The organism is Streptomyces sp. NPDC096193, from assembly GCF_040302905.1.
In the GTDB taxonomy this organism is placed as follows: Bacteria; Actinomycetota; Actinomycetes; order Streptomycetales; family Streptomycetaceae; genus Streptomyces.
Genome location: NZ_JBEOSJ010000002.1, coordinates 1 through 25,641, shown reverse-complemented (window position 1 = coordinate 25,641; position 25,641 = coordinate 1). Strand labels below are relative to the sequence as shown.

Below are 25,641 nucleotides of genomic sequence, written 5' to 3'. Positions count from 1 at the left end.
ACCTGCACGTCCATTGCGCGGACAGTAATTGTCAGTGGTCCGGTGCACGATGGTGGACATGGCCAGGACCGCACTCGACTCCTTCTCTCCCGCGACCCGCAGCTGGTTCACGGGAGCCTTCAGCGCGCCCACCGCCGCGCAGGAAGGCGCCTGGCAGGCGATCGGCGAGGGCTCGGACGTCCTGGTCGTGGCGCCGACGGGCTCGGGCAAGACCCTGGCCGCGTTCCTCGCCGCCCTCGACGACCTCGCCTCCACTCCCCCGCCCGCGGACCCGAAGAAGCGCTGCCGCGTCCTGTACGTCTCCCCGCTCAAGGCGCTCGCCGTCGACGTGGAGCGCAATCTCCGCAGCCCTCTGACGGGTATCCGCCAGGAGTCCGTGCGGCTCGGGACGCCCGAACCAGAGATCCGTGTCGGCATCCGCTCGGGAGACACCCCCGCCGCCGAGCGCCGCTCCCTGGCCACGAAGCCGCCGGACATCCTCATCACCACACCCGAGTCGCTGTTCCTGATGCTCACCTCCGCCGCGCGGGACGCGCTGTCGGGCATCGAGACGGTCATCCTCGACGAGGTGCACGCCGTCGCGGGGACGAAGCGGGGTGCGCACCTCGCCCTGTCGCTGGAGCGTCTCGACGAGCTGCTGCCGCGCCCGGCCCGGCGCATCGGCCTGTCGGCGACGGTCCGCCCGGTGGACGAGGTGGCCCGCTATCTCTCGCCGCAGCGGAAGGTGGAGATCGTCCAGCCGACGTCGGGCAAGGAGTTCGACCTCTCGGTGGTCGTCCCGGTCGAGGACATGGGAGAGCTGGGCGGATCCCCGGCGTCCGAGGCCTCGTCGTCGCCGGACGGCGGCGACAAGCCGTCGATCTGGCCGCATGTCGAAGAGAAGATCGTCGACCTCGTCCAGGCCCATCGCTCCACGATCGTCTTCGCCAACTCCCGCCGGCTGGCCGAGCGCCTGTGCAACCGCCTCAACGAGATCGCCTACGAACGGGCCACGGGCGAGGCGATGCCGCAAGAGGCCTCGCCCGCGGAGCTCATGGGGCAGTCGGGGTCCGCGCGCGGCGCCCCGTCGCTCCTCGCCCGCGCGCACCACGGTTCGGTCTCCAAGGAGCAGCGAGCCCTGGTCGAGGAGGACCTGAAGGCAGGGCGGCTGCCCGCCGTCGTCGCCACCTCCAGCCTGGAGCTGGGGATCGACATGGGTGCGGTGGACCTCGTCGTGCAGGTCGAGTCGCCGCCGTCGGTGGCCTCCGGCCTTCAGCGCGTCGGCCGCGCCGGCCATCAGGTGGGTGCGGTCTCCACCGGTGTCGTGTTCCCGAAGTACCGCGGCGACCTGGTGCAGTCGGCGGTCGTCACCGAGCGGATGCGCACCGGCTCCATCGAGGCGCTGCGCGTCCCGTCGAACCCTCTGGACGTGCTCGCCCAGCAGCTGGTGGCCATGGTCTCCCTGGACACCTGGCAGGTCGACGACCTGCTGGCGCTGACTCGGCGGGCCGCACCGTTCGCCTCGTTGCCCGAGTCGGCGTTCACGGCCGTCCTCGACATGCTGGCGGGGCGCTACCCCTCGGACGCCTTCGCCGAGCTGCGCCCGCGTGTGGTCTGGGACCGCGTCGCGGGTACGGTCACGGGCCGGCCGGGCGCGCAGCGTCTCGCCGTGACGTCCGGCGGCACCATCCCGGACCGCGGTCTGTTCGGCGTGTTCCTGGCGGGCGCGGACCCGAAGAAGGGCGGCGGCCGGGTCGGCGAGCTCGACGAGGAGATGGTCTACGAGTCGCGCGTGGGCGACGTCTTCACCCTGGGCACCACCTCGTGGCGGATCGAGGACATCACCCGCGACCGAGTGCTGGTCTCCCCCGCCCCCGGGGTTCCGGGACGCCTGCCCTTCTGGAAGGGCGACCAACTGGGCCGCCCGCTCGAACTGGGCCGCGCGGTGGGCGCGTTCCTGCGGGAGGTCGGCGGACTGTCCCCCGAGGACGCCCGGCTGCGGATGCTGGCCGCCGGCCTGGACGCCTGGGCCGCCGACAACATCCTGGCGTACCTCGACGAGCAGCGCCGTGCGTGCGGGCATGTGCCCGACGACCGGACGATCCTCGTTGAGCGGTTCCGGGACGAGCTGGGCGACTGGCGGGTGGTGATCCATTCGCCGTTCGGTGCCCAGGTGCACGCCCCGTGGGCACTGGCGCTCGGCGCCCGGCTAAGTGAGCGGTACGGCATGGACGCCCAGGTCATGCACGCCGACGACGGAATCGTGCTGCGGCTGCCGGACGCCGATCTGATGGGCCTGGATCTGCTGGACCAGGACCCGGTGCATCTGGATGCCACGTTCGACAGCGACCAGGCACCGGTCGGTGCGGCCGACGCCGTCTTCGACAAGGGTGAGATCAACCAGATCGTCACCGATCAGGTGGGCGGTTCCGCGCTGTTCGCCTCCCGGTTCCGCGAGTGCGCCGCGCGAGCGCTTCTGCTGCCCCGGCGCAACCCCGGTAAGCGCACCCCGCTGTGGCAGCAGCGCCAGCGGGCGGCCCAGCTCCTGGAGGTGGCGAGCGAGTTCGGGTCCTTCCCGATCGTCCTCGAAGCGGTCCGCGAGTGTCTCCAGGACGTCTTCGACGTGCCGGGCCTGACCGAGCTGATGGGCGACATCGAGTCCCGCCGGGTCCGGATGGTCGAGGTGACCACGCCCGAGCCGTCGCCCTTCGCGCGTTCGCTGCTGTTCGGCTATGTCGCCCAGTTCCTCTACGAGGGCGACTCCCCGCTGGCCGAGCGCAGGGCGGCCGCCCTGTCGCTGGACTCCCGGCTGCTGTCCGAGCTCCTCGGCCAGGCGGAGCTGCGGGAGCTGCTCGACGCCGACGTGCTGACCGAGCTGGAGCGCGAGCTCCAGTGGCTCACCGAGGACCGGAGGGTCAAGGACGAGGAGGGCGTTGCCGACCTGCTGCGGCTCCTCGGCCCGCTGACGGACGCGGAACTCGTCGAGCGCGGCGCCGAGCGGCAGTGGCCGCGGGACCTGGCCGCGGCCCGCCGGGCGATCCAGGTGCGGATCGCCGGAGCCGATCACTGGGCGGCGATCGAGGACGCCGGACGTCTGCGCGACGCACTCGGGACCGCGCTCCCGGTGGGCGTCCCCGAGGCCTTCACCGAACCGGTCAAGGATCCGTTGGGCGACCTGCTCGCCCGGTACGCGCGGACGCACGGCCCGTTCACCACGGCACAGGCCGCCGGCCGCTTCGGGCTGGGCGTGGCCGTGACCGACGGTGCGCTGCACCGGCTGGCCGCGAGCGGGCGCGTGGTGCAGGGCGAGTTCCACCCCGCCGGCATCGGCCAGGAATGGTGCGACGCCGCAGTGCTGCGACGGCTGCGCCGCCGGTCGCTGGCGGCTCTGCGCCACGAACTGGAACCCGTACCACCGGCCGCTCTGGCTGCCTTCGTCCCCCAGTGGCAGCACATGGGCAGCAACAGCTTGAGCGGCATCGACGGGCTGGCACGCGCCATCGAGCAGTTGCAGGGCGCGGCCGTCCCCGCCTCCGCCCTGGAGAAGCTGATCCTGCCCTCCCGCGTCCGCGGCTACAGCCCCGCGATGCTGGACGAGCTGACCACGGCAGGAGAAGTCCTGTGGGCCGGAGCGGGCGCGCTGCCCGGCAAGGACGGCTGGGTCTCGCTCTACCTCGCGGACGCGGCACCGCTGCTGCTCCCCCAGCCCCATCCGCTGGAGCTCACCGCGCTCCACGAATCCGTCCTGACCGCCCTCGCCCCGGGCTACGGGCTGTTCTTCCGCCAGATCGCCGAGCAGGTCCGGGCGACGACCCACCCGGACGTCAACGATCCCCAACTGGCCGACGCCATCTGGGACCTGGCCTGGTCCGGTCGGCTCACCAACGACACGCTCTCGCCGCTGCGCTCACTGCTCGGCTCGGGCCGCACCGCCGGATCGACGGCGCACCGCGCCAAGCGGACGGTGCCGCGCGGGCGCTACGGGAGCCTGACGGCGAGCGCCCGCGCCGCGTCCCGTACCGGACCGCCGACGGTCAGTGGCCGCTGGTCGCTCCTGCCGCCCCTCGAACCCGAACCGACGCATCGCGCACACGCCCTGGCCCGGACCCTGCTCGACCGCCATGGCGTGGTGACCCGCGGCGCTGTGGCGGCCGAGGGGGTCGAAGGCGGCTTCTCCGCCACGTACCGGATCCTCGCCGCCTTCGAGGACAGCGGACAGGCGCGGCGGGGCTATGTGGTCGAAGGGCTGGGGGCGGCCCAGTTCGCGATGGACGGCGCGGTGGACCGGCTCCGGGCCACGGCCAACACCCTGGACCGGAGCGGAGGCGACGCGCCGCCCCAGGCGGTCGTCCTGGCGGCCGCGGACCCTGCCAACGCCTACGGAGCCGCGCTGCCCTGGCCCGAGCCGCCGGACGGCGCCGGCCACAAGCCCGGCCGGAAGGCGGGGTCCCTGGTGGTGCTGGTCGACGGCGAGCTCACGATGTACATGGAGCGCGGCGGGAAGTCACTGCTGTCCTGGGCCACCGACCCGGATTCGCCGGCCCTTAACGCGGCGGCCACGGCGCTGGCCAACGCGGCGCGCGCGGGAGCCATCGGCACGATCACGGTGGAACGGGCGAACGGGGTCTCGGCGCTCACCTCGCCGCTGTCCCGGGCCCTGGAAACCTCCGGCTTCCTCGCCACACCGCGAGGGCTTCGGCTGCGCCCCTGAGGATTGCCCCCGCAGTCGAAGCGCGCGAGACCGCGGCCGCACATCATCGGCCCCTCACCTCCCGGACTCCGCCCGGCCCCCGGAGTGCGGCGCCGCGTCGGCCCGCACATCAAGGGCCACTCGCGGACGCCGCCCGCCCCCGCAATGCGCCGCCGCCCCGCCCCCGCAGTGCGGCGGCGCCCCGCCTGACGCAGTACGGCGCCGCGTCGCCCCGCGAACAGGGCTCGCGGACGCGTGCCTCCTCACGCCGAGGGTTCATTCGCGTGGCCCGGCTCCCGCGCCGAGCCGGCCTCCCGCATCATGGATCCATGCCCGAAGGAGACACCGTCTGGCTGACCGCGAAGCGGCTGCACACCGCCCTCGCGGGCCAGGTCCTCACCGTGTCCGATCTGCGCGTGCCGCGGTTCGCGACCGCCGACCTCACCGGTCGGTCCGTTCTCGACGTCACCGCACGCGGCAAGCATCTCCTCACCCGGATCGAGGGCGGTCTCACCCTCCACTCGCACCTGCGGATGGACGGCGCATGGCGTGTGTTCGCCGTCGGCAAGCGCTGGAGCGGCGGGCCCGCGCACCAGATCCGGGTCATCCTCGGCACCGCGGCCCAGACGGCCGTCGGCTATCGCCTCCCCGTCCTGGAGCTGGTCCGCACCGCCGAAGAGAACAACGTCGTCGGCCATCTCGGCCCCGATCTCCTGGGCCCCGACTGGGACCCCGTCACCGCCCGGGCCAACCTCCTCACGGACCCGGCCCGCCCCCTCGGCGAAGCGCTCCTCGACCAGCGCAATCTCGCCGGGATCGGCAACGTCTACAAGTCGGAGCTCGCTTTCCTCGCCGGGGTCACGCCCTGGCTCCCCGTGGGCGAACTGCCCGAGGACGCCCCCGCCCGGCTCGTCGCCACCGCCCAGCGGCTCCTGGAACTCAACAAGAACACCTTCGAACGGCAGACCACGGCCACCGACCGCAGTGTGCTGGCCGGCCCTCGCCGGCAAACCTTCGGCCCCCGGCTGTACGTCTACGGCCGCGGTGGACATCCCTGTCTGCGCTGCGGCGCCGCCGTACGCAAGGCGGACCAGAGCGACGGCACCGGCGAACGCGTCACGTACTGGTGCCCGGGCTGCCAGGCGGGCCCGATCCCAACCCCCTGACGCCCCCGGCCCAACCCTCCGACAGACACCACGCCACCTCTCCCGACACCCCTGCCAGACACCACGCCGCCCTCCCCTGACACTCCCAACCTGACACCCCGGCACCCCCGGACATCATGAGCGCGCGTGGCCGGGCAACCAGTCCACGACGACAATTAGTTGACGGCCCGTCATATCTGGTCGTACGGTCCCGGCATGGGTCTCACCGCGTACGACCTCACCGGCCGGACGGCGTTCGTCACCGGTGCAGCCGGCGGCATCGGCCGGGCGTCGGCCGTACTCCTCGCCGAAGCAGGCGCCGCGGTCCACTGCGCCGACATCGACGAGAAGGGGCTGGACGAGACCCGCAGAATGATCAGCGACGCTGGCGGCACGGCCTTCACCCACCCCCTCGATGTCGCCGACCGGGCGCAGGTGCAGGCCGCGATCGAGAGCGCAGGACGGCTCGACATCCTGGCCGCGATCGCCGGAATCATGCACAGCAGCTCAGTGCTGGAGACCAGAGACGAGGACCTCGACCGCGTCCTCGCGGTCAACTTCAAGGGAGTTCTGTACGCCTGTCAGGAAGCGGCACGCACCATGATCGCGTCCGGCACTCCGGGCTCCCTCGTCACCATGGCCTCCGGAGCCGTGGACGCGGCCGGCGCCGGCCTGCTCTGCTACAGCGCGGCCAAGGCGGCCGTCGTCCAGCTGACCAAGACGCTGGCCACCGAACTCGGCCCGCACTCCATACGAGTGAACGCCATCGCCCCCGGCTGGGTCCGCACCCCGATGACCGACCGCCACGACGCGGCGCTCCAGCATCAGGCGGAGGCGGCGATGGTCCGGCTCTCTCCCCTCCGCAAGGTCGGCGAACCCGAGGACATCGCGCACGCGGTCCTGTATCTCGCCTCGGACGCGTCGTCGTTCACGACGGGGCAGATCATTCGCCCGAACGGGGGCGTCGCCATGCCCTGGTGAGGCCGGAACCGCCGTGGACCTGGGACCCACGCACGGCCCGCGTGACGCGCCGCATCCACGTGCCGCGCCATGCCTTCCCGGTACAGCGCGATCCGCCACCGATGCGAGCAGGCCCCTCGACAGCCGCCCCGCCACCGACCACCGGGCCCCCACCACCGACAACCGGTCCCCCACCGCCTGTCACCCCTTCGGTCACCGTCCCACCACCCCCGCGGGACGCCCTGGCCATCCCGCGGGATGCCGTGACGTGCACCGGCAGCAGGCTCAGCCCCCAGCCGCCTGCCGCCACCGCCCCCTCGACCAGACCGGACTGGTCCGGCGCCAGCAGCAGGCGCAGCACGGCCCACCACCACAGACCGCCGGCTATGAGTCCCAGGGCGACCACAGGCACGCGCGCTCCTCCGCCTCGTGCCATGGCTCGCCTCCCTCCGGCCCCACGCTAGACCGGCGCGATCATCCGCCGGGAGGGCGCACCGGATGCAGGCCCGGCGCGCGAAACGGCACCGGGCTCCGATCTACGCGCTCTCGGCCTGGAACATCCAGGCGTGCTTCTCCAGGTCCGCGGTGAGCCCGATCAGGATGTCCTGGCTCACGGGGTCCGGTTCGTCCGTCACCTCGATACGCTCCCGCATCCGCCCGATCACCGCGCCGAGGGCGTCCACCAGCGTCTTCACGGCGTCGACGTCCTTGATCCAGCCCTCCGGCACCGTGCCGATGGCACTCTGGGACGCCACCGTGCCGGCCCGGCCGTCCGGGGTCACGCCGATGGCCGAGCAACGTTCGGCCACGATGTCCGAATGCTGGCGGGCCGTGTCCACGACCTCGTCGAGCTGGAGATGGACGGACCGGAACCGCGGTCCCACGACGTTCCAGTGGACCTGCTTGGCCACCAGGCCGAGATCCACCAGATCCACCAGGGCTCCACGCAGCGCGTTACCGACCGCCTTGAGGTCGGCCTCGGACAACGGGCTCTTCACGACAGACATGCGTGTCCTCCAGTGGGTGGTCAGTCGGATCAGTTCGGTAGGCAGGCCTTCAACCATGTCCTCGGTAGTCAGCCTTTCCCACCATGTCACAGACGCACGTACCAGACATTCGGGCACAAGCCGCGCAAAGCAAAAACCCCGGCGCGCCGCCCACAGGGGCAGCGACCGGGGCTCGGCTCGCATCGAGCCGCACCAGCCGTATGGTCAGGCGGCCACGACGTCGACCGCCTCCGCAGGCGCCTTGATGGTCACCCGCTCCGTCGGCACACCTGCCACCGACGTCACGGATACGGAATTGAGCATCGGGCGTACTGGCACAGGCACCGTCTCGGTGGCCGCTGCCGACTCGGCCAGTTCGGCCAGCGACAGCTCGTCGCTCACTTCTCGCATGAGCTCGGACATCCGTACGTCAAGCGCGTCGCAGATGGCGGAGAGCAGTTCAGAGGAAGCCTCCTTCTGCCCCCGCTCCACCTCGGAGAGATAGCCGAGCGAAACTCGGGCGGACGAGGAGACTTCGCGCAGAGTACGGCCCTGGCGCTGGCGCTGCCGACGCAGCACGTCACCAAGCAGGCGACGGAGCAGAATCATCGGTGGCTCCCTCCTCGGACCGTGTAGCCGCATCCTTCACGCCCCACCGTACCGCCTCGCGCTGCGGCCGTGCGGGGAGCGATGTCGTGTTCACTCAGGGCTGCAAACATCAATTCCCCCCGTTCTGTTCCGTATCCTGTGCCCTCGCATTTTCGTGCAGTTCGCCGGAGAGCAGCTCGAGCACGCTCCGTACACTCTCTCTACGGATTTCCGCCCGGCCACCGTTCAACCGCAGTGCGGCGACTTTCCCTGAACCGTCCGGCCCGGAGACGGCCACGAATACCGTCCCGACGGGCTTCCCGTCCTGCGGCTCGGGACCTGCCACACCGGTGGTGGCGATGCCCCAGCCGGCGCCCAGGACCGTGCGCACACCGGCCGCCATCTGCACCGCGACCTCGGCGTCCACAGCGCCTCGCTCCGCCAGGAGGGTCCCGTCGACGCCCAGGACGTCCCGCTTCAGCTCGGTTGCGTACGCCGTGACGGATCCGCGGAAGGCCGCCGAGGCTCCGGGGACACCGGTGAGCTCCGCGGCCACCAGACCGCCCGTCAGGGACTCCGCGGCCGCCACGGTCTGGCCACGCTCCGCAAGCACCGCGATGATCCCGGCGGCGACGGTCACCGGTCCGCCTCCGCCACGGCACGCTCCCTGGCCAGCCCCTTGCGCCTCAGCACGATCGCCTGTCGCACGTAGTCGAGCCCGGTGAGCACCGTCAACACGACGGCGAGTGCCATCACCCAGAAGCGGAGGGTGGCGAGTGGACCGGTCAGCGCGAGGACGTACATCCCGACCGCCACGCCCTGCACGAGGGTCTTCATCTTGCCGCCGCGGCTGGCGGGAATCACGCCATGGCGGATCACCCAGAACCGCATGAGCGTGATGCCCAGCTCACGGAAGAGGATCACTCCGGTCACCCACCACGGCAGATCGCCGAGCGCGGACAGGCAGATCAGGCCGGACGCCATGATCGCCTTGTCGGCGATCGGGTCGGCGATCTTCCCGAAGTCGGTGACCAGGTTGTACGTACGCGCCAGATGGCCGTCGAAGATGTCCGTGATCATGGCGACGGCGAAAGCGGCCCATGCCCAGGCCCGCCATGCCGGGTCGTACCCGCCGTCCTGCAGCATGAGCAGGACGAAGGCGGGCACCAGCACCAGCCGCACCATGGTCAGGATGTTGGCGATGTTCCAGAGGCTGGCCTGATTGACAGCCGCAGCGCCGAGCTTGCCGCCGGGCGCGGGCCTACCCGTGCCGCCCCCCGCGGATGCCGGCACTCCGGTCATCTGGCCGCCTCCTGAATCCCGTGGTCGTCCTCCAGGACCTCGCAGAACTCGGCCACCAGGTCGACGCCCTCCGTACCGACAGCCTTCGCCACGACCATACGGCCGGGGACCAGGCCCTCGCCCGAGGTGAAGATCACCTGGCCGTCGGTCTCCGGGGCCTGGTGCGCGGCCCGGCCGACCGCACCGTCCTCGCCGTCCACGGACTCGACGAGCACCTCCAGGCGTTCACCGAGGCGCTCCTCGGCGCGCTGCGCGGTCAGCTCCTCGGCGAGCCGCGACAGGTGCTCCAGCCGCTCGGCGATGACGTCGGCGTCCAGCTTGTTGTCGTACGAGACGGCTTCCGTGCCGTCCTCGTCGGAGTAGCCGAACACACCGATGGCGTCCAGACGCGCATGCGTGAGGAAGCGTTCCAGCTCGGCGAAATCGGCCTCGGTCTCGCCGGGGAAGCCGACGATGAAGTTCGAGCGCACACCGGCCTGCGGAGCCTTGGTCCGGATGGTGTCCAGGAGGTCCAGGAACCGCTCGGTGTCGCCGAAGCGCCGCATGGCTCGGAGCACGCCGGGGGCGGAGTGCTGGAACGAGAGGTCGAAGTAGGGCGCGATCTTCGGCGTCGAGGTCAGCACGTCGATCAGTCCGGGCCGCATCTCGGCCGGCTGGAGATAGCTGACTCGCACCCGCTCGATGCCGTCGACGTCCGCGAGCTCCGGCAGCAGGGTCTCCAGCAGCCGGATGTCGCCGAGGTCCTTGCCGTACGAGGTGTTGTTCTCGGAGACCAGCATGACCTCCTTGACGCCCTGCTCCGCCAGCCAGCGCGTCTCACCGAGGACGTCGCTGGGCCGCCGGGAGATGAACGAGCCGCGGAAGGACGGGATCGCGCAGAAGGAGCAGCGGCGGTCGCAGCCGGAGGCGAGCTTCACGGACGCGACGGGGCTGGTGCCGAGGCGCCGACGCAGTGGGGCGCGCGGCCCCGACACCGGGGCGACTCCCTCGGGAAGGTCCTCGGGCACGTCCTCGGGTGCCTGGGCGTGGCCCGGCAGCGCGACCTCGGTGGCCGACTGACGCTCCACCGGGCTGAGCGGCAAAAGCTTGCGACGGTCGCGCGGAGTGTGCGACGCGTGGACGCCGCCGCTGAGGATGGTCTGCAGCCGGTCGGAGATGTCGGAGTAGTCGTCGAAGCCGAGTACACCGTCCGCTTCGGGCAGCGCCTCGGCGAGTTCCTTGCCGTACCGCTCGGCCATGCAGCCGACCGCCACCACGGCCTGGGTTCTGCCGTGGTCCTTCAGATCATTGGCTTCGAGGAGGGCGTCGACGGAGTCCTTCTTCGCGGCTTCGACGAAGCCGCAGGTGTTGACGACGGCGACGTCCGCGTCGGCGGCTTCCTGGACGAGCTCCCAGCCGTCCGCTGCCAAGCGGCCTGCAAGCTCCTCCGAGTCCACCTCGTTACGGGCGCAGCCAAGAGTGACAAGGGCGACGGTACGGCGTTCGGGCATGGGCTCAAGACTACTTTGTCCCGACCCTCACCCCGGCCCCGAGGGTTCCCGGCCGTCCGCCGCCCTGTGGCGTCAGCCGACCTCGGGGTCACCCTTGGTGTACGACAGCCGCTCGACCTGGCCCGTCTCGAACCGGTCTTCGACCTTCTTGCCGTTGACGTACAGCTCGATCGCGCCGGCGTTGCCGAGGATCAGATCGACCCGCTCGTCGTCCTGGAAGGTCTTGGACTCGCCCTTCAGAAGGGTGCCGTCGAAGAGAAGCTTGCCGTTGTGCGACTTGGCGGAGATCCAGCTCTTGTCGGCCAGGACGGACAGCTTGACCGTGACCTTGTCCTTCGGCACCGCGGCGATGGCGCTGTCGGAGGGTTCGGGCTTGGGGTCGACGGGCTTGCTGGTGGACTTGCTGGGCGAGGGCTTCTTGTCGGGCGCCGAGCCCTCGGCGACGTTCGAGCCGTCCTTGCCCTCTTCGTCGCCGTTGAACGTGGTGAAGCCGACAAAACCGATCACGGCGACGATCGCCGCGACCATCGCCGCGGTCCAGTTGGGGCGCTGGCGCTCGGGCCGGATGCGTTCGGCTTCGAACAGCGGCGCGGCGGGCGTCGGCGCGGGCCGCCCACCGTGCTCGGCGTCGAACTGGGAGACGAGCGGGTCGGGATCGAGGGCGACGGCACGCGCGATCATGCGGATGTGGCCGCGCGCGTACACATCACCGCCACAGCGGGAGAAGTCGTCCTGTTCGATCGCGGTGACGATCGGGACGCGCACCCGGGTGGAGGCACTGACCTCGTCGACGGTCAGACCTGCGTCGATGCGGGCTTGCTGGAGCACATGACCGATCGAAGGCCGGTCCTCCTCGGGGGAAGGCCGGTCGTCTTCGGGGGAGTTGCCGATGGACACGGGGGCGCCTTTCGAGCGTGTAGCCACCTGCTGGAGGTTCAGTCTATGGGTGGTACGAAAGGGTGGGGCAACTGGGCGGAGGGAGTTTGTACGCCATCGGAATGGCCGGGTATCCGTGATGGTGGGACATCTGTATGTCTCACCCTCCAACTTGACGTAGGACCGGGGGAAACGGTTGCTCTCAAAACCCTTACGAGTGAGACTCCCCGCGGATCACGGCCAGCACTCCATCCAGCTCATCAGGTTTCACCAGAACATCACGAGCCTTTGAGCCTTCGCTCGGTCCGACGATGTTGCGCGACTCCATGAGGTCCATCAGCCGTCCGGCCTTGGCGAAACCGACGCGCAGCTTGCGCTGCAGCATCGACGTGGACCCGAACTGGGTGGATACCACGAGTTCGGCGGCCTGGCACAACAGATCCAGGTCGTCGCCGATGTCCTCGTCGATCTCCTTCTTCTGCTTGGTGCCGACCACGACGTCCTCGCGGAAGACCGGGGCCATCTGATCCTTGCAGTGCTGGACGACGGCCGCGACCTCGTCCTCGGTCACGAAGGCACCCTGCATACGGGTGGGCTTGTTGGCCCCCATCGGCAGGAAGAGCCCGTCGCCCTTGCCGATCAGTTTCTCCGCGCCCGGCTGATCGAGGATGACCCGGCTGTCGGCGAGCGAGGAGGTGGCGAAGGCGAGCCGGGACGGCACGTTCGCCTTGATCAGTCCGGTGACGACGTCCACGGACGGTCGCTGCGTCGCCAATACCAGATGGATGCCCGCGGCGCGCGCCAGCTGCGTGATGCGGACGATCGCGTCCTCCACGTCCCGCGGCGCGACCATCATCAGGTCGGCGAGCTCGTCCACGATGACGAGCAGATAGGGATACGGCGACAGCTCGCGCTCGCTGCCCTCGGGGGCCTTCACCTTGCCGTTGCGCACGGCCTGGTTGAAGTCGTCGATGTGCCGGTACCCGAACGCCGCGAGGTCGTCGTAGCGCAGGTCCATCTCCCGCACGACCCACTGGAGCGCCTCGGCGGCCCGCTTGGGGTTGGTGATGATCGGGGTGATCAGGTGCGGGATGCCCTCGTAGGCGGTGAGTTCGACCCGCTTGGGGTCGACGAGCACCATCCGGACGTCCTCCGGGGTGGCCCGCACCATGACCGAGGTGATCAGGCAGTTGATGCAGGACGACTTGCCGGAGCCGGTCGCACCGGCGACCAGGACGTGCGGCATCTTGGCGAGGTTGGCCATCACATAGCCGCCCTCGACGTCCTTGCCGAGCGCCACCAGCATCGGATGGTCGTCCTCGGCCGCGTCCGCGAGCCGCAGGACGTCGCCGAGGTTGACCATCTCGCGGTCGGTGTTGGGGATCTCGATACCGACCGCGGACTTGCCGGGGATCGGGGAGATGATCCGTACGTCGGGGCTGGCGACGGCGTACGCGATGTTCTTCGTCAGCGCGGTGATCCGCTCGACCTTGACCGCCGGGCCGAGCTCCACCTCGTAGCGGGTGACCGTCGGGCCCCGGGTGAAGCCGGTGACGGCCGCGTCGACCTTGAACTCCATGAAGACGTTGGAGAGCGAGGCGACGATCGCGTCGTTGGCGGCGCTGCGGGTCTTGCCCGGCCCGCCCCGCTCCAGCAGGTCGAGCGACGGCAGGGAGTACGTGATGTCCCCGGCCAGCTGGAGCTGTTCGGCGCGCGGCGGCAGGGGCTGGGAGTCGTCGGGGGCGGGCTTGGTGAGGTCGGGGACGGGCCCGCTCTGTGAAGGAGTCTCCTCGGGTTCCTTGACCCGTGGCTTCCTGGGCTCCGCCTGCTCGGGCTCGCGCGCCGCCGGCAGCGGGGACGCGGCACGCTGCCGCTCCGCGGTGACGTCCTTGGTCAGGTCGGCGACCAGGGGCGAGGGCGGGAATCCGTTGTAGACGGCTCCATCGAGCGCGGCGGCCGCGGCGGCCGCCACGTCCACGGCGTCCATCGGGCGGTCCATGGCGGGCTGCACCGAGCCGCGGCGCGGCCGGCGCCGCCGGGACAGCGCCTCCGACTCGGCCTGGTCCGGGTCGTGGTCGACGGGAGCTACGCTGCGGCGGGCGCCCGAGCGGCGGACGCGAGCCGGGACGGCCTCGCGCCACTGCTCGTCGTAACGGCGGTCGTCGTCGGTGCCCTCCTCGTATTCGTCGTCCCCGTACTCCCCCGGTTCGTACACCGGCTCGAGGATGCCGAGCTTGGAGCCGAGCAGTCGCAGGCGCTGCGGAATGGCGTTGACCGGCGTGGCGGTGACGACGAGCAGACCGAAGAGCGTGAGGAGGACCAGCAGCGGTACCGCCAGCACCTCACCCATGGTGAAGATCAGCGGCTTGGACGCGGCCCAGCCGATCAGACCGCCGGCGTCCTGCATGGCGCCGGTGCCCTCGCCGCGGCCCGGGGAGCCGCACGCGATGTGCACTTGGCCGAGCACGCCGACCACGAGAGCGGACAGGCCGATGACGATGCGGCCGTTGGCCTCGGGCTTCTCGGGATAGAGGATCAGCCGGACGGCGACCGCGCCGAGCAGTATCGGCACCAGCAGATCGAGCCTGCCGAAGGCGCCGGTCACCAGCATCTCGACGAGATCGCCGACCGGACCGCGGAGATTGGACCAGGTTCCGGCGGCGACGACCAGGGCGAGACCGAGGAGGAGGAGCGCCAGGCCGTCCTTGCGGTGGGCCGGGTCGAGTCCCTTCGCGCCACGCCCTATGCCGCGGAGCATCGCTCCCAGGCCGTGCGCGAGTCCGAGCCACAGCGCGCGGGCGAGCCGATAGACACCACCGGTGGGAGACGGTGCCGGTTTCGGCGCGGCTTTTTTGGCAACGGCCTTCTTGGCCGGTGCCTTCTTCGCGGGCACGGTCTTCTTTGCGACGGCTTTCCTGGCGGGCGCCGCCTTCTTCGCGGCACCGGTCGTACGGCCGGGGCGCGGCTTCGCGGTGCCCGCCGTGCCCTGGGAACCCTTGCCGGACGTACGTGAGGCCATAGTGGTGAGGTTACCGGTGTGGGAGGCAGTGGACACGTGTGCTTACTGCTTCACCCGTTCGTGTCGCCCTTCGGAGGCGGCAAAGTGACGTTCCCTCACCCACCGGACGACGCCTGGGCCGCTCAGTTCTGCGTGGGCAGGGCGCTGGGCCCGCCGGTGCCCGGTTCGAGTGCGTCCAGGGCTCTGCGCAAACCCGTGAGTTTGCGCTCGAGATGGGCCGCGGTCGCCACGGCGGCGGCATCCGCGGAGTCGTCGTCGAGCTGCTTCGACAGCGCTTCAGCCTGCTCCTCGACGGCCGCGAGGCGCGCGGAGAGCTCGGCGAGCAGGCCCGCCGGCTCCTTGTGGCTGTCAACGCCCGACTGCCCGCCGCCCTCCAACTGGAGCCTCAGCAGCGCGGCCTGCTCCCGCAGTTGGCAGTTCTTCATGTACAGCTCGACGAAGACCGAGACCTTGGCGCGCAGCACCCAGGGGTCGAACGGCTTGGAGATGTAGTCGACCGCGCCCGCAGCGTAGCCCCGGAACGTGTGATGCGGTCCGTGATTGATCGCGGTCAGGAAGATGATCGGGATGTCCCGGGTCCGCTCCCGCCGCTTGATGTGCGCCGCGGTCTCGAAACCGTCCATTCCAGGCATCTGGACGTCCAGCAGAATGACCGCGAAGTCGTCTGTCAGCAGCGCCTTGAGCGCTTCCTCCCCTGACGATGCCCGCACCAGTGTCTGATCGAGCGCAGAGAGAATGGCCTCCAGCGCCAGCAGATTCTCCGGCCGGTCATCGACCAGGAGGATCTTGGCCTTCTGCACCATGCCCCGTCCTCCTCGCCCCGGCGTGGGGTCTCCCCAGCTCTTCGAGCCGGGGGACGCACCGGGCGCCGCCCCAGGGGACGACTCCCTTGCGTCGCCCGTCCTTGTGCCGGTCATGGTAGCCGCACCCCGCCCGTCGCCACACCCTGTCACCGCGATGTCACTGTGCACGAAGCGGAAACGTAGCGGGAGACCAGAAGGTTCCCCGGATACCACCGCCTCACACGCCTTCGGCCACAGCCGGTCCACAACGGGCGAAGATCCGAACAGCGGCCGCTCACTCGTCGCGCATCCACTGCTCCATCACAGAGAGCAAATGGTCAGGATCGACCGGCTTGGTGACATAGTCGGATGCCCCCGACTCGATCGCCTTCTCCCGATCCCCCTTCATCGCTTTCGCGGTGAGCGCGATGATCGGCAGTCCGGCGAACTGCGGCATCCTGCGGATCGCCGTCGTCGTCGCATAGCCGTCCATCTCCGGCATCATGATGTCCATCAGTACGACCGTCACATCGTCGTGCTGCTCCAGGACTTCGATGCCCTCACGGCCGTTCTCCGCGTACAGCACGGACAGACCGTGCTGCTCCAGCACACTGGTGAGCGCGAAGACATTGCGGATGTCGTCATCGACGATGAGTACCTTCTCGTTGTCGAAGGTGAACGTCCGCCGCTGCTCCGGCGACTCCTGGCCACCGCGGCCGCCCTGCCACTCCTCCTGGCCCCGGGCACCCTCGCCCGACGCCCCGGCACTCTCGCCCGACGCCCCCTGCCGACCGGGCAGCGCCGTCCGCTCGTCGGTCGCCTCCAACGCCTTTCGGCGGCGCCGGAAGAGCGCGGCCGGACCCTGCGGCGCGGAACGCTCCGGGCGTGGCGGCTGCGAAAAGGCCTCGTCCGCCGCGACGTCGGCCGGCGCCGGCTGCGCCTCCACGGCGCCCGAGGTGACCTGCGCATAACCCTGCGGCGGCAGTTCACTCGGGTGAAGGGGCAGATAGAGCGTGAACGTCGAACCGCGGCCCGGTTCGCTGGCCGCGTGGATCTCACCGCCGAGCAGCCGCGCGATCTCCCGGCTGATCGACAGACCCAGGCCCGTACCGCCGTACTTACGGCTCGTCGTACCGTCGGCCTGCTTGAACGCCTCGAAGATCACGCGCATCTTGCCCGCCGCGATGCCGATGCCCGTGTCGGTGACGGAGAAAGCGATCAGATCGGCGTCCGCGTCCTGCAACGACCCGGCCTCCAGCAGCTGCTCGCGGATCGACTGCGGCACATCCGCACTCGCCGGCCGGATGACCAGCTCCACGGCGCCGGAGTCGGTGAACTTCACCGCGTTCGACAGGAGGTTGCGCAGCACCTGGAGCAGTCGCTGCTCGTCGGTGTGCAGCGTCGCCGGCAGCTCCGGCGAGACACGGACCGAGAAGTCGAGACCCTTCTCCGCGGTCAGCGGCCGGAAGGTGGCCTCCACATAGTCGACCAGCTGCACCAGCGCGATACGCGTCGGGCTGACATCCATCTTGCCCGCCTCGACCTTCGACAGATCGAGGATGTCGTTGATCAGCTGGAGCAGGTCCGAGCCGGCGCCGTGGATCGTCTCCGCGAACTCCACCTGCTTCGGCGAGAGGTTCCCCTCCGCGTTGTCGGCGAGCAGCTTGGCCAGGATCAGCAGCGAGTTGAGCGGCGTACGCAGCTCGTGCGACATGTTCGCCAGGAACTCGCTCTTGTAGCGCATCGAGACCGCGAGCTGCTCGGCGCGCTCCTCGAGGACCTGCCGGGCCTCTTCGATCTCGGTGTTCTTGACCTCGATGTCGCGGTTCTGCTGCGCGAGCAGTTCCGCCTTCTCCTCCAGCTCGGCGTTGGACGCCTGGAGCGCCTTCTGCCGGTTCTCCAGCTCCGCGGAGCGCTCACGCAGCTGCTCGGTGAGCTCCTGCGACTGCTTGAGCAGCACCTCGGTCTTGGTGTTGACGCTGATGGTGTTGACGCTCGTGGCGATCATCTCGGCGAGCTGGTTGAGGAAGTCCCGCTGGATCTGCGTGAACGGCTGGAACGAGGCCAGCTCGATCACGCCCAGGACCTTCCCCTCGAAGAGCACCGGCAGCACGATCACATACGCCGGCGACGCCTCCCCGAGGCCCGAGGAGATCCTCAGATAGCCCGGCGGCACATTGACCTGGATCGTCCGCTTCTCCTCGGCGGCCGTTCCGATCAGCGTCTCGCCCGGCCGGAACGATGTCGGCATGAGCCCCGCGGAGTAGCCGTAACTGCCGCGCATGCACAGCTCGTACGACGGCTCCCCGTTGCTCGGGACCTCCGAGGTGCCACCCGTCGGCATGGCCAGGAAGAAGGCGCCGTGCTGCGCCGAGACGACCGGCGTGAGCTCGCTCATGATCAGCGAGGCCACGTCGTCCAGGTCGCGCCGGCCCTGCATCAGACCGGAGATCCGGGCGAGGTTGCCCTTGAGCCAGTCCTGCTCCTCGTTGGCGAGGGTGGTGTCGCGGAGATTCGCGATCATCGTGTTGATGTTGTCCTGAAGGACCTGGATCTCACCGGCGGCGTCCACATCGATCTTGAGGTTCAGATCGCCGCGGGTCACCGCGGTCGCGACGGCCGCGATCGCACGCACCTGCCGGGTCAGGTTCCCGGCCATCTCGTTCACCGACTCGGTGAGGTCGCGCCAGGTGCCGTCGACGTCCCGCACCCGGGCCTGTCCGCCCAACTGCCCGTCCGTGCCCACCTCGCGGGCCACGCGGGTGACCTCCCCGGCGAACGAGGACAGCTGGTCGACCATGGTGTTGATGGTGGTCTTCAGCTCCAGGATCTCGCCGCGCGCATCGATGTCGATCTTCCTGGTGAGATCGCCCTTCGCGATGGCGGTGGTGACCGTGGCGATCTGCCGCACCTGGCCCGTCAGGTTGGAGGCCATCGAGTTCACGGACTCGGTGAGGTCCTTCCAGGTGCCGGAGACGCCGGGCACATGCGCCTGACCGCCCAGCTCGCCTTCGGTGCCCACCTCGCGGGCCACCCGGGTCACCTCGTCGGCGAACGACGACAGGGTCGTCACCATCGTGTTCACGGTCTCGGCGAGTTCGGCGACCTCGCCGCGCGCCTCCACCGTCACCTTCTTGGTCAGATCACCGTTGGCGACGGCCGCGGAGACACGGGCGATGTTGCGCACCTGGCTGGTCAAATTGTTGGCCATCAGGTTGACGTTGTCGCTCAGGTCCTTCCAGATGCCGGTGACACCGCGCACCCGGGCCTGACCGCCCAGCACACCTTCCGTACCCACCTCGCGGGCGACCCTGGTCACCTCGTCCGCGAAGTCGGAGAGCTGGTCGACCATGGTGTTGACGGTCGTCACCAGCTCCAGGATCTCGCCCTTGGCGTCGACGGTGATCTTCTTGGAGAGATCACCCTTGGCGACCGCCGTCGTCACCTCGGCGATGTTGCGGACCTGGCTGGTCAGGTTGTTCGCCATGAAGTTCACGGACTGCGTGAGGTCCTTCCAGGTGCCGGAGACACCCTGCACCTCGGCCTGACCGCCGAGGATGCCCTCCGTACCCACCTCGCGCGCCACCCGCGTGACCTGCTCGGCGAAGTTCGAGAGCTGGTCCACCATCGTGTTGAGGGTGTTCTTCAGCTCCAGGATCTCGCCGCGCGCGTCCACGTCGATCTTCTGCGACAGGTCACCCCGCGCCACCGCGGTGGCCACCTGGGCGATGTTGCGAACCTGGGCGGTGAGGTTGCCCGCCATGCCGTTCACGGAGTCGGTCAGATCGCGCCACACACCGGCGACACCCGGTACCTGTGCCTGACCGCCGAGCCGGCCGTCCGTACCCACCTCGCGGGCCACCCTGGTGACCTGCTCGGCGAACGCGGAGAGCTGGTCGACCATCGTGTTGATGGTGTTCTTCAGTTCCAGGATCTCGCCGCGCGCGTCCACGTCGATCTTCTGCGACAGGTCACCCCGCGCGACCGCCGTCGTCACCTGGGCGATCTGCCGCACCTGCGAGGTCAGGTTCCCCGCCATGAAGTTGACGGAGTCGGTGAGTTCCTTCCAGGTGCCGCTGACGCCGTCGACCCGGGCCTGGCCGCCGAGACGGCCCTCCGTACCCACGTCCCGCGCCATCCGGGTCACCTGGTCGGCGAAGGACGACAGCTGCGCCACCATCGTGTTGACGGTGTTCTTCAGCTCCAGCATCTCGCCGGCCACATCGACCGTGACCTTCTGCGACAGATCACCGTTGGCCACCGCCGTCGTCACCTGGGCGATGTCACGGACCTGGCCGGTGAGGTTACGGAAGGCCGTGTTCACCGAGTCGGTGAGGTCCTTCCAGGTGTTCGCGGCGCCCGGCACCTCGGCCTGACCGCCGAGGCGTCCCTCGACGCCGACCTCCCGCGCCACCCGCGTGACCTCGGCGCCGAAGGACTGGAGCTGGTCCACCATCGTGTTGACGGTGTTCTTCAGCTCCAGCATCTCGCCGGCCACATCGACCGTGACCTTCTGCGACAGATCACCGTTAGCCACCGCCGTCGTCACCTGGGCGATGTCACGGACCTGCGTGGTCAGATTGCGGAAGACGGTGTTCACCGAGTCGGTGAGGTCCTTCCAGGTCCCGGCGGCGCCGGGCACCTGCGCCTGGCCGCCGAGAAGGCCCTCCGCGCCGACCTCGCTCGCCACTCGGGTGACCTCGTCCGCGAACGTCCGCAGCGTCTCGGTCATCTGGTTGATCGTCTCGGCGAGTTGAGCCACTTCGCCGCGTGCGCTGACCGTCACCTTCTGCGACAGGTCGCCGTTGGCGACCGCGGTGGTCACCTCGGCGATACCGCGCACCTGGGAGGTCAGGTTGCCGGCCATGGTGTTCACGGAATCGGTGAGGTCTTTCCACACGCCCGCCACACCCGGCACCTCGGCCTGACCGCCGAGCTCGCCTTCCGTGCCCACCTCGCGGGCCACCCGCGTGACCTCGGAGCCGAAGGACTGGAGCTGGTCCACCATCGTGTTGACGGTGTTCTTCAGCTCCAGCATCTCGCCGGCGACGTGGACGGTGACCTTCTGCGACAGATCGCCCTTGGCCACGGCCGTCGTGACGAGAGCAATGTCACGCACCTGCGCCGTCAGCCGGTACGCCATGGTGTTGACCGAATCCGTGAGGTCCTTCCACGAACCGGACATACCGCGCACCTGCGCCTGGCCGCCGAGTTTACCCTCGGTGCCGACCTCCAGGGCGACCCTGGTCACCTCGTCGGTGAACGCCGACAGCTGGTCCACCAGGCTGTTGACGGTCCGCGCGACCTTCAGGAACTCGCCGCGCAGCGGCCGTACGGCCCCCTCCCCCTCCGGGGCGTGGGAGCGCAGCTCCATCCGCTGTTCCAGGTCGCCCTCGGCGACGGCCGACAGGACACGGCCCACCTCGGACACGGGTCGCGCGAGATCGTCGACCAGAGCGTTCGAGGCGTCGATCGCCGCCGCCCAAGAGCCCTCGCAGGCCCCCGTCTCCAGCCGTTCGGTCAGCTTTCCCTCGCGTCCGACCACCCTGCGCACCCGGGCGAGCTCGCCCGTGAGATGAACGTTCCGGTCCGCGACCTCATTGAAGACAGCCGCGATCTCGGACATCACCCCGTCGCCGGACACGGTCAGGCGCCGACGGAAATTGCCGTCCCGCATCGACACCAAAGCTCCCAGCAGCCTGTTCAGGGCCGCTGTGTCCACCTCGGTTGTCCCATTGCTACGGGACCGTCCGCCTTTCGCACGCGTGCTCTTGCCACGCGCCGCCACGCCAGACTCCACCGTGTCCCTCCCGCAGGGGTTGACCGTACTGTCCGGGCTGTACCTGGAAGCCTGCCCAGTGTTTCACCTGCGCCGAACCAGGCCATAACAGTTCGGCAGCTTCGCATAGCGTCCCCGTCCCCGTCGGACGGAAACAGCGGCAACCGGCATCCGCTCGGACAGCGAAGGTAAGTAACCTGGCATCCGGCTGTCCAACCGCCCCGGTCCGCCCGGCGGGGGCGGCCCGGACGCAGTACTACCACCGGGCACCGGGAGGGGCAGGCCGAATCATGGCAGAGCCGGGCGTCGAGACGCGTACGAGGAGTTCTGTGATCACCGCGCGGGCGGCTGCCACCTTCGACCCTGTCGGGCGGTCCGTCGCGACCGCCCGGGCCTTCGTGCGCGACACACTCCACGGGTGGGGGTTCGCGGACGTCGTCGACGACGCGGTCGTCCTCACCAGCGAGCTCGTCACCAACGCCGTCATCCATGCCGGCACCGCTGCCGACGTCCTGTGTCTGCGCTCGGACGACGGCGTACGGGTCGAGGTCGCCGACCGCTACCCGGAACGCGAGGTCCCGATACAGGGCACCGGTCTTTCCCTCGGCAGCCCCGACCGCGAGAACGGCCGCGGACTGCTGCTGTGCGCGGCGCTCGCCTCCCGCTGGGGCGTCGAGTACAGCCCCACCTACAAGCAGGTCTGGTTCCAACTCGATCTCCCCCAGCGCCCGGTGGGCACCCGGTCCGCGGGACCCGTCCTGCCGACCACGCTCCTCCCGGTCGCCGACGAACGCGTCCGCGTCGCCGTCACCCAGATCGACAGAAGCGGCGCGATCTCCGTCTGGAACGACGACGCCGAGCACCTCTTCGGATACGCGGCCGAGCAGGTCGTCGGCAAACCGCTCACCGACCTCGCCGCCTGGCCGCACACCCCCGGCATCGGCACCGGCATCGCCGAAGCCCTCCAGCTCTCCCGCTGGGAGGGCAGTTACGGCATCCGCGACACCGACGGCCGGGTCGTCCCCGTCTACGCCTCGCACCTGCGGGTCCGCGACACCCACGGCGAACCCTCCACCGTCTGTCTGCTCGTCAGGGACGACGAACGCGCCGTGCTCCAGAGCCCGCAGCGCGCCCCCGTGACCGACACGGGCTCCGAGAGCCACACCACCGACCCGTTCGAAGTCTTCATCGGCTCCCCCGCGCCCGACGACCTCGACGGCCTCCTGCAGCGCACGGTGGAGCGCGCCCGCGACATGCTCGACGGGGACGCGGCCTTCCTGCTGCTGGCCACCGACGACGAGACCGAACTGGAAGTACGGGCCAGCACCGGCCTTCCCTCCGCACGCCAGCGCTTCGCCCGCGTGCCCGTCGAGGCCGGCACCGGACGCTACGGGTCGGCGCGGATGCCCGCGGTACACGAGGACCTCACCGTGGTGCCGGGCGCCGTCCCCCTCCTCAACTCGACAGGCATGCGCTCCGTCGTCACCGTTCCCCTGAAGGTCGAGGGCCGCCTCACCGGATCGCTGGGCGTCGCCGCGGAAGCATCGGGCCGGTACTCCAACGAGGAGGCCCTGCGCCTCCAGTTCGCCGCCGACCGCATCGCCCTCGCCGTGGAGTCCGCCCGTCTCGGCGAGCTCGAACGACTGCGCCGCGGTTCCCTCTCCTTCCTCGTCGAGGCGTCCGACCTGCTCGCCGGCACCCTCGACCGCGACCAGACGCTGGCGCTCATGGCACAGATGACCGTGCCGACGCTGGCCACCTGGTGCGCCGTCTACACGATCGCCGACCAGGCCTCGGACCCGTACCTCAGTTATGTGCTCCACGAGGACGAGGAGCGCATCGACGGCCTCAAGGCCCTCCTCTCCAAGATCGCACCCCCGGACCCGGTGCCCACCCCCGGCGCACGCGTGTGGACCGCACCGGCCGAAGCAGGTCAGCAGGCGGCGCTGTTGACCTCCAAGCGCGAACTCGGCATCGGATCCACCCCGCCCGTCTCCTCCGGCATCGGCACCACGCTCGCGACGGCGGCCGCCGTCGGCGGCGAGACGGTCGTACTGCCCCTGGTGGCGCGCAACCGCGTCATCGGCATGCTCACCCTCGGCAAGCCCTCCGACGACCACTTCCGCCAGGAGATCCTGGAACTCGCCGAGGACCTCTCGCGCCGGGCCGCCCTGGCCCTCGACAACGCCCGGCTGTACTCGGAGCGCGTGGCCATCAGCCAGTCCCTCCAGCGCAGCCTGCTGCCGCCGGAGTTGCCGCACATCCCGGGCGTCGAGGTCGAGGTCATCTACCGCGCGGCCGGCGAAGGCAACGAAGTCGGCGGTGACTTCTACGACCTCTTCCCCATCCGCGACGGCGCGTACGGCTTCGCCATCGGCGATGTCTGCGGTACGGGCCCGGAGGCCGCGGCGGTCACCGGCCTCGCCCGGCACGCTCTGCGCCTGCTGGCCAGGGAGGGCTTCGGCGGCCCGGCGGTCCTGGAGCGTCTCAACGCCGCGATCCTCGACGAGGGCGCCCGCAGCCGCTTCCTGACCCTGCTCTACGGAGAGTTGTGGCCGCAGGAGGACGGCAGCGCCGTTCTCAAGGTCGTCTGCGCCGGCCATCCGCTCCCGCTGCGCCTGCGCCAGGACGGCACCGTCGCACCGGCGGCCGAACCGCAGCCCCTGCTCGGTGTCATGGACGACCTCGAGCTGTACGAGCAGATGGTCACCCTCGACCCGGGCGACGTCCTGCTGTGTGTCACGGACGGCGTCACCGAACGCCGCGAGGGCACACGCATGCTGGGCGACGAGGGCCTGGCCGATGTGCTGACCACCTGCACCGGACTGACCGCGGGCGCGGTGGCGGCCCGTGTCCTGCGGGCGGTCGAACGCTTCGCCGCCGAGCCGGCCTCGGACGACATGGCCATCCTCGCGATGCGCGTACCGGAACCTCAGCACTCCTGAACAGTAAGAAGGCCCCCGCCACTTGGCGGGGGCCTTCTTCGTACGAGCCCCAATACGGAATCGAACCGTAGACCTTCTCCTTACCATGGAGACGCTCTACCGACTGAGCTATTGGGGCCTGCTGCGCTGTGGCAACGGGATAGATCATACCCCGAACCGAGCCGTGGTTCGAACCACCTGGGCCAGAGAACCTGCGCCGCCGCCGGCGGCCGGTCCTGAACGCAAAAATGCCTCAACCCCCGGACATGGTCCGGGGGTTGAGGCTAAAAATTGTTCGGCGGCGTCCTACTCTCCCACAGGGTCCCCCCTGCAGTACCATCGGCGCTGAAAGGCTTAGCTTCCGGGTTCGGAATGTAACCGGGCGTTTCCCTAACGCAATGACCACCGAAACACTATGAAGATATCGACCCGGAACCCACACAGACGGGGGTTCGACAGTTCGTTACTTCAGAACTAACACAGTGGACGCGAGCAACTGAGGACAAGCCCTCGGCCTATTAGTACCGGTCAACTCCACCCATTACTGGGCTTCCATATCCGGCCTATCAACCCAGTCGTCTACTGGGAGCCTTACCCTCTCAAGGAGGTGGGAATACTCATCTCGAAGCAGGCTTCCCGCTTAGATGCTTTCAGCGGTTATCCCTCCCGAACGTAGCCAACCAGCCATGCCCTTGGCAGGACAACTGGCACACCAGAGGTTCGTCCGTCCCGGTCCTCTCGTACTAGGGACAGCCCTTCTCAATATTCCTACGCGCACAGCGGATAGGGACCGAACTGTCTCACGACGTTCTAAACCCAGCTCGCGTACCGCTTTAATGGGCGAACAGCCCAACCCTTGGGACCGACTCCAGCCCCAGGATGCGACGAGCCGACATCGAGGTGCCAAACCATCCCGTCGATATGGACTCTTGGGGAAGATCAGCCTGTTATCCCCGGGGTACCTTTTATCCGTTGAGCGACGGCGCTTCCACAAGCCACCGCCGGATCACTAGTCCCGACTTTCGTCCCTGCTCGACCCGTCGGTCTCACAGTCAAGCTCCCTTGTGCACTTACACTCAACACCTGATTGCCAACCAGGCTGAGGGAACCTTTGGGCGCCT

At 69.6% G+C, this 25,641-nt stretch carries 14 protein-coding genes, 1 tRNA gene and 2 rRNA genes; 4 read left to right on the top strand and 13 right to left on the bottom strand.

Annotation, left to right across the window (positions count from 1 at the left end; translation table 11 throughout):
• Positions 1 to 58: 58 nt before the first annotated feature.
• From ABTX78_RS02875 to ABTX78_RS02865, 3 genes are all read left to right on the top strand, one after another.
• The gene (locus tag ABTX78_RS02875) at positions 59 to 4,690 is read left to right on the top strand and encodes an ATP-dependent helicase (RefSeq protein WP_352205045.1); all 4,632 of its coding nucleotides are present in this window, start codon (positions 59 to 61) and stop codon (positions 4,688 to 4,690) included.
• A 308-nt stretch (positions 4,691 to 4,998) separates the two neighbouring features.
• On the top strand, positions 4,999 to 5,835 hold the full coding sequence (locus ABTX78_RS02870) for an Fpg/Nei family DNA glycosylase (protein WP_352205044.1): 837 nt from the start codon (positions 4,999 to 5,001) through the stop codon (positions 5,833 to 5,835).
• Between the two features lie 195 nt (positions 5,836 to 6,030).
• Positions 6,031 to 6,795, top strand: coding sequence for an SDR family NAD(P)-dependent oxidoreductase (locus ABTX78_RS02865; protein ID WP_352205043.1), 765 nt, complete (start codon positions 6,031 to 6,033; stop codon positions 6,793 to 6,795).
• Here the strand turns inward: ABTX78_RS02865 and ABTX78_RS36095 are convergent.
• From ABTX78_RS36095 to ABTX78_RS02815, 10 genes are all read right to left on the bottom strand, one after another.
• Entirely contained in the window at positions 6,758 to 7,186 is a 429-nt protein-coding gene (locus tag ABTX78_RS36095) for a hypothetical protein (protein WP_502993741.1), read from the bottom strand. The two genes, ABTX78_RS02865 and ABTX78_RS36095, sit on opposite strands and share 38 nt — an antisense overlap.
• A gap of 124 nt (positions 7,187 to 7,310) precedes the next feature.
• Complete coding sequence (locus ABTX78_RS02855; RefSeq protein ID WP_352205042.1) at positions 7,311 to 7,781, bottom strand: Dps family protein; 471 nt, start codon at positions 7,779 to 7,781, stop codon at positions 7,311 to 7,313.
• 204 nt (positions 7,782 to 7,985) lie between these two features.
• Positions 7,986 to 8,369, bottom strand: coding sequence for a helix-turn-helix domain-containing protein (locus ABTX78_RS02850; protein ID WP_313943729.1), 384 nt, complete (start codon positions 8,367 to 8,369; stop codon positions 7,986 to 7,988).
• A 109-nt stretch (positions 8,370 to 8,478) separates the two neighbouring features.
• A complete protein-coding gene (locus ABTX78_RS02845) occupies positions 8,479 to 8,988 on the bottom strand; it encodes a CinA family protein (RefSeq protein WP_352205041.1) in 510 nt (169 codons plus the stop codon).
• The gene (gene pgsA / locus ABTX78_RS02840) at positions 8,985 to 9,650 is read right to left on the bottom strand and encodes a CDP-diacylglycerol--glycerol-3-phosphate 3-phosphatidyltransferase (RefSeq protein ID WP_352205040.1); all 666 of its coding nucleotides are present in this window, start codon (positions 9,648 to 9,650) and stop codon (positions 8,985 to 8,987) included. Before pgsA ends, ABTX78_RS02845 begins: the two co-directional genes overlap by 4 nt.
• Positions 9,647 to 11,140 (bottom strand): 30S ribosomal protein S12 methylthiotransferase RimO, encoded by a 1,494-nt coding sequence (gene rimO / locus ABTX78_RS02835; RefSeq protein ID WP_352205039.1) that lies wholly within the window; start codon positions 11,138 to 11,140, stop codon positions 9,647 to 9,649. Before rimO ends, pgsA begins: the two co-directional genes overlap by 4 nt.
• A gap of 72 nt (positions 11,141 to 11,212) precedes the next feature.
• Positions 11,213 to 12,037, bottom strand: coding sequence for a helix-turn-helix domain-containing protein (locus ABTX78_RS02830; protein WP_352205038.1), 825 nt, complete (start codon positions 12,035 to 12,037; stop codon positions 11,213 to 11,215).
• Between the two features lie 190 nt (positions 12,038 to 12,227).
• Positions 12,228 to 15,035 carry a DNA translocase FtsK gene (locus ABTX78_RS02825; RefSeq protein ID WP_352205037.1) on the bottom strand — a complete coding sequence of 936 codons (2,808 nt, stop codon included), beginning with the start codon at positions 15,033 to 15,035 and terminating at the stop codon, positions 12,228 to 12,230.
• Positions 15,036 to 15,157: 122 nt separating this feature from the next.
• Positions 15,158 to 15,838, bottom strand: a complete 681-nt coding sequence (locus tag ABTX78_RS02820; RefSeq protein WP_352205036.1) for a response regulator — start codon at positions 15,836 to 15,838, stop codon at positions 15,158 to 15,160.
• A 274-nt stretch (positions 15,839 to 16,112) separates the two neighbouring features.
• Positions 16,113 to 21,617 carry a HAMP domain-containing protein gene (locus ABTX78_RS02815; protein ID WP_352205035.1) on the bottom strand — a complete coding sequence of 1,835 codons (5,505 nt, stop codon included), beginning with the start codon at positions 21,615 to 21,617 and terminating at the stop codon, positions 16,113 to 16,115.
• Positions 21,618 to 21,886: 269 nt separating this feature from the next.
• Between ABTX78_RS02815 and ABTX78_RS02810 the strand changes: the two genes are divergently transcribed.
• On the top strand, positions 21,887 to 24,541 hold the full coding sequence (locus ABTX78_RS02810; protein ID WP_352205034.1) for a SpoIIE family protein phosphatase: 2,655 nt from the start codon (positions 21,887 to 21,889) through the stop codon (positions 24,539 to 24,541).
• 45 nt (positions 24,542 to 24,586) lie between these two features.
• Here ABTX78_RS02810 and ABTX78_RS02805 read toward each other — a convergent pair.
• The 3 genes from ABTX78_RS02805 to ABTX78_RS02795 form a co-directional block, all read right to left on the bottom strand.
• Positions 24,587 to 24,659, bottom strand: a tRNA-Thr gene (locus ABTX78_RS02805).
• A gap of 154 nt (positions 24,660 to 24,813) precedes the next feature.
• Positions 24,814 to 24,930, bottom strand: a 5S ribosomal RNA gene (gene rrf, locus ABTX78_RS02800).
• A gap of 88 nt (positions 24,931 to 25,018) precedes the next feature.
• Positions 25,019 to 25,641, bottom strand: a 23S ribosomal RNA gene (locus ABTX78_RS02795); the annotation flags it as partial.

Coding starts and splice junctions, on each gene's coding strand:
- ABTX78_RS02825 (WP_352205037.1), bottom strand. CDS start 15,035: ATGGCCTCACGTACGTCCGGCAAGGGTTCCCAGGGCACGGCGGGCACC.
- pgsA (WP_352205040.1), bottom strand. CDS start 9,650: ATGACCGGAGTGCCGGCATCCGCGGGGGGCGGCACGGGTAGGCCCGCG.
- ABTX78_RS02875 (WP_352205045.1), top strand. CDS start 59: ATGGCCAGGACCGCACTCGACTCCTTCTCTCCCGCGACCCGCAGCTGG.
- ABTX78_RS02820 (WP_352205036.1), bottom strand. CDS start 15,838: ATGGTGCAGAAGGCCAAGATCCTCCTGGTCGATGACCGGCCGGAGAAT.
- rimO (WP_352205039.1), bottom strand. CDS start 11,140: ATGCCCGAACGCCGTACCGTCGCCCTTGTCACTCTTGGCTGCGCCCGT.
- ABTX78_RS02865 (WP_352205043.1), top strand. CDS start 6,031: ATGGGTCTCACCGCGTACGACCTCACCGGCCGGACGGCGTTCGTCACC.
- ABTX78_RS02810 (WP_352205034.1), top strand. CDS start 21,887: ATGGCAGAGCCGGGCGTCGAGACGCGTACGAGGAGTTCTGTGATCACC.
- ABTX78_RS02855 (WP_352205042.1), bottom strand. CDS start 7,781: ATGTCTGTCGTGAAGAGCCCGTTGTCCGAGGCCGACCTCAAGGCGGTC.
- ABTX78_RS02850 (WP_313943729.1), bottom strand. CDS start 8,369: ATGATTCTGCTCCGTCGCCTGCTTGGTGACGTGCTGCGTCGGCAGCGC.
- ABTX78_RS02870 (WP_352205044.1), top strand. CDS start 4,999: ATGCCCGAAGGAGACACCGTCTGGCTGACCGCGAAGCGGCTGCACACC.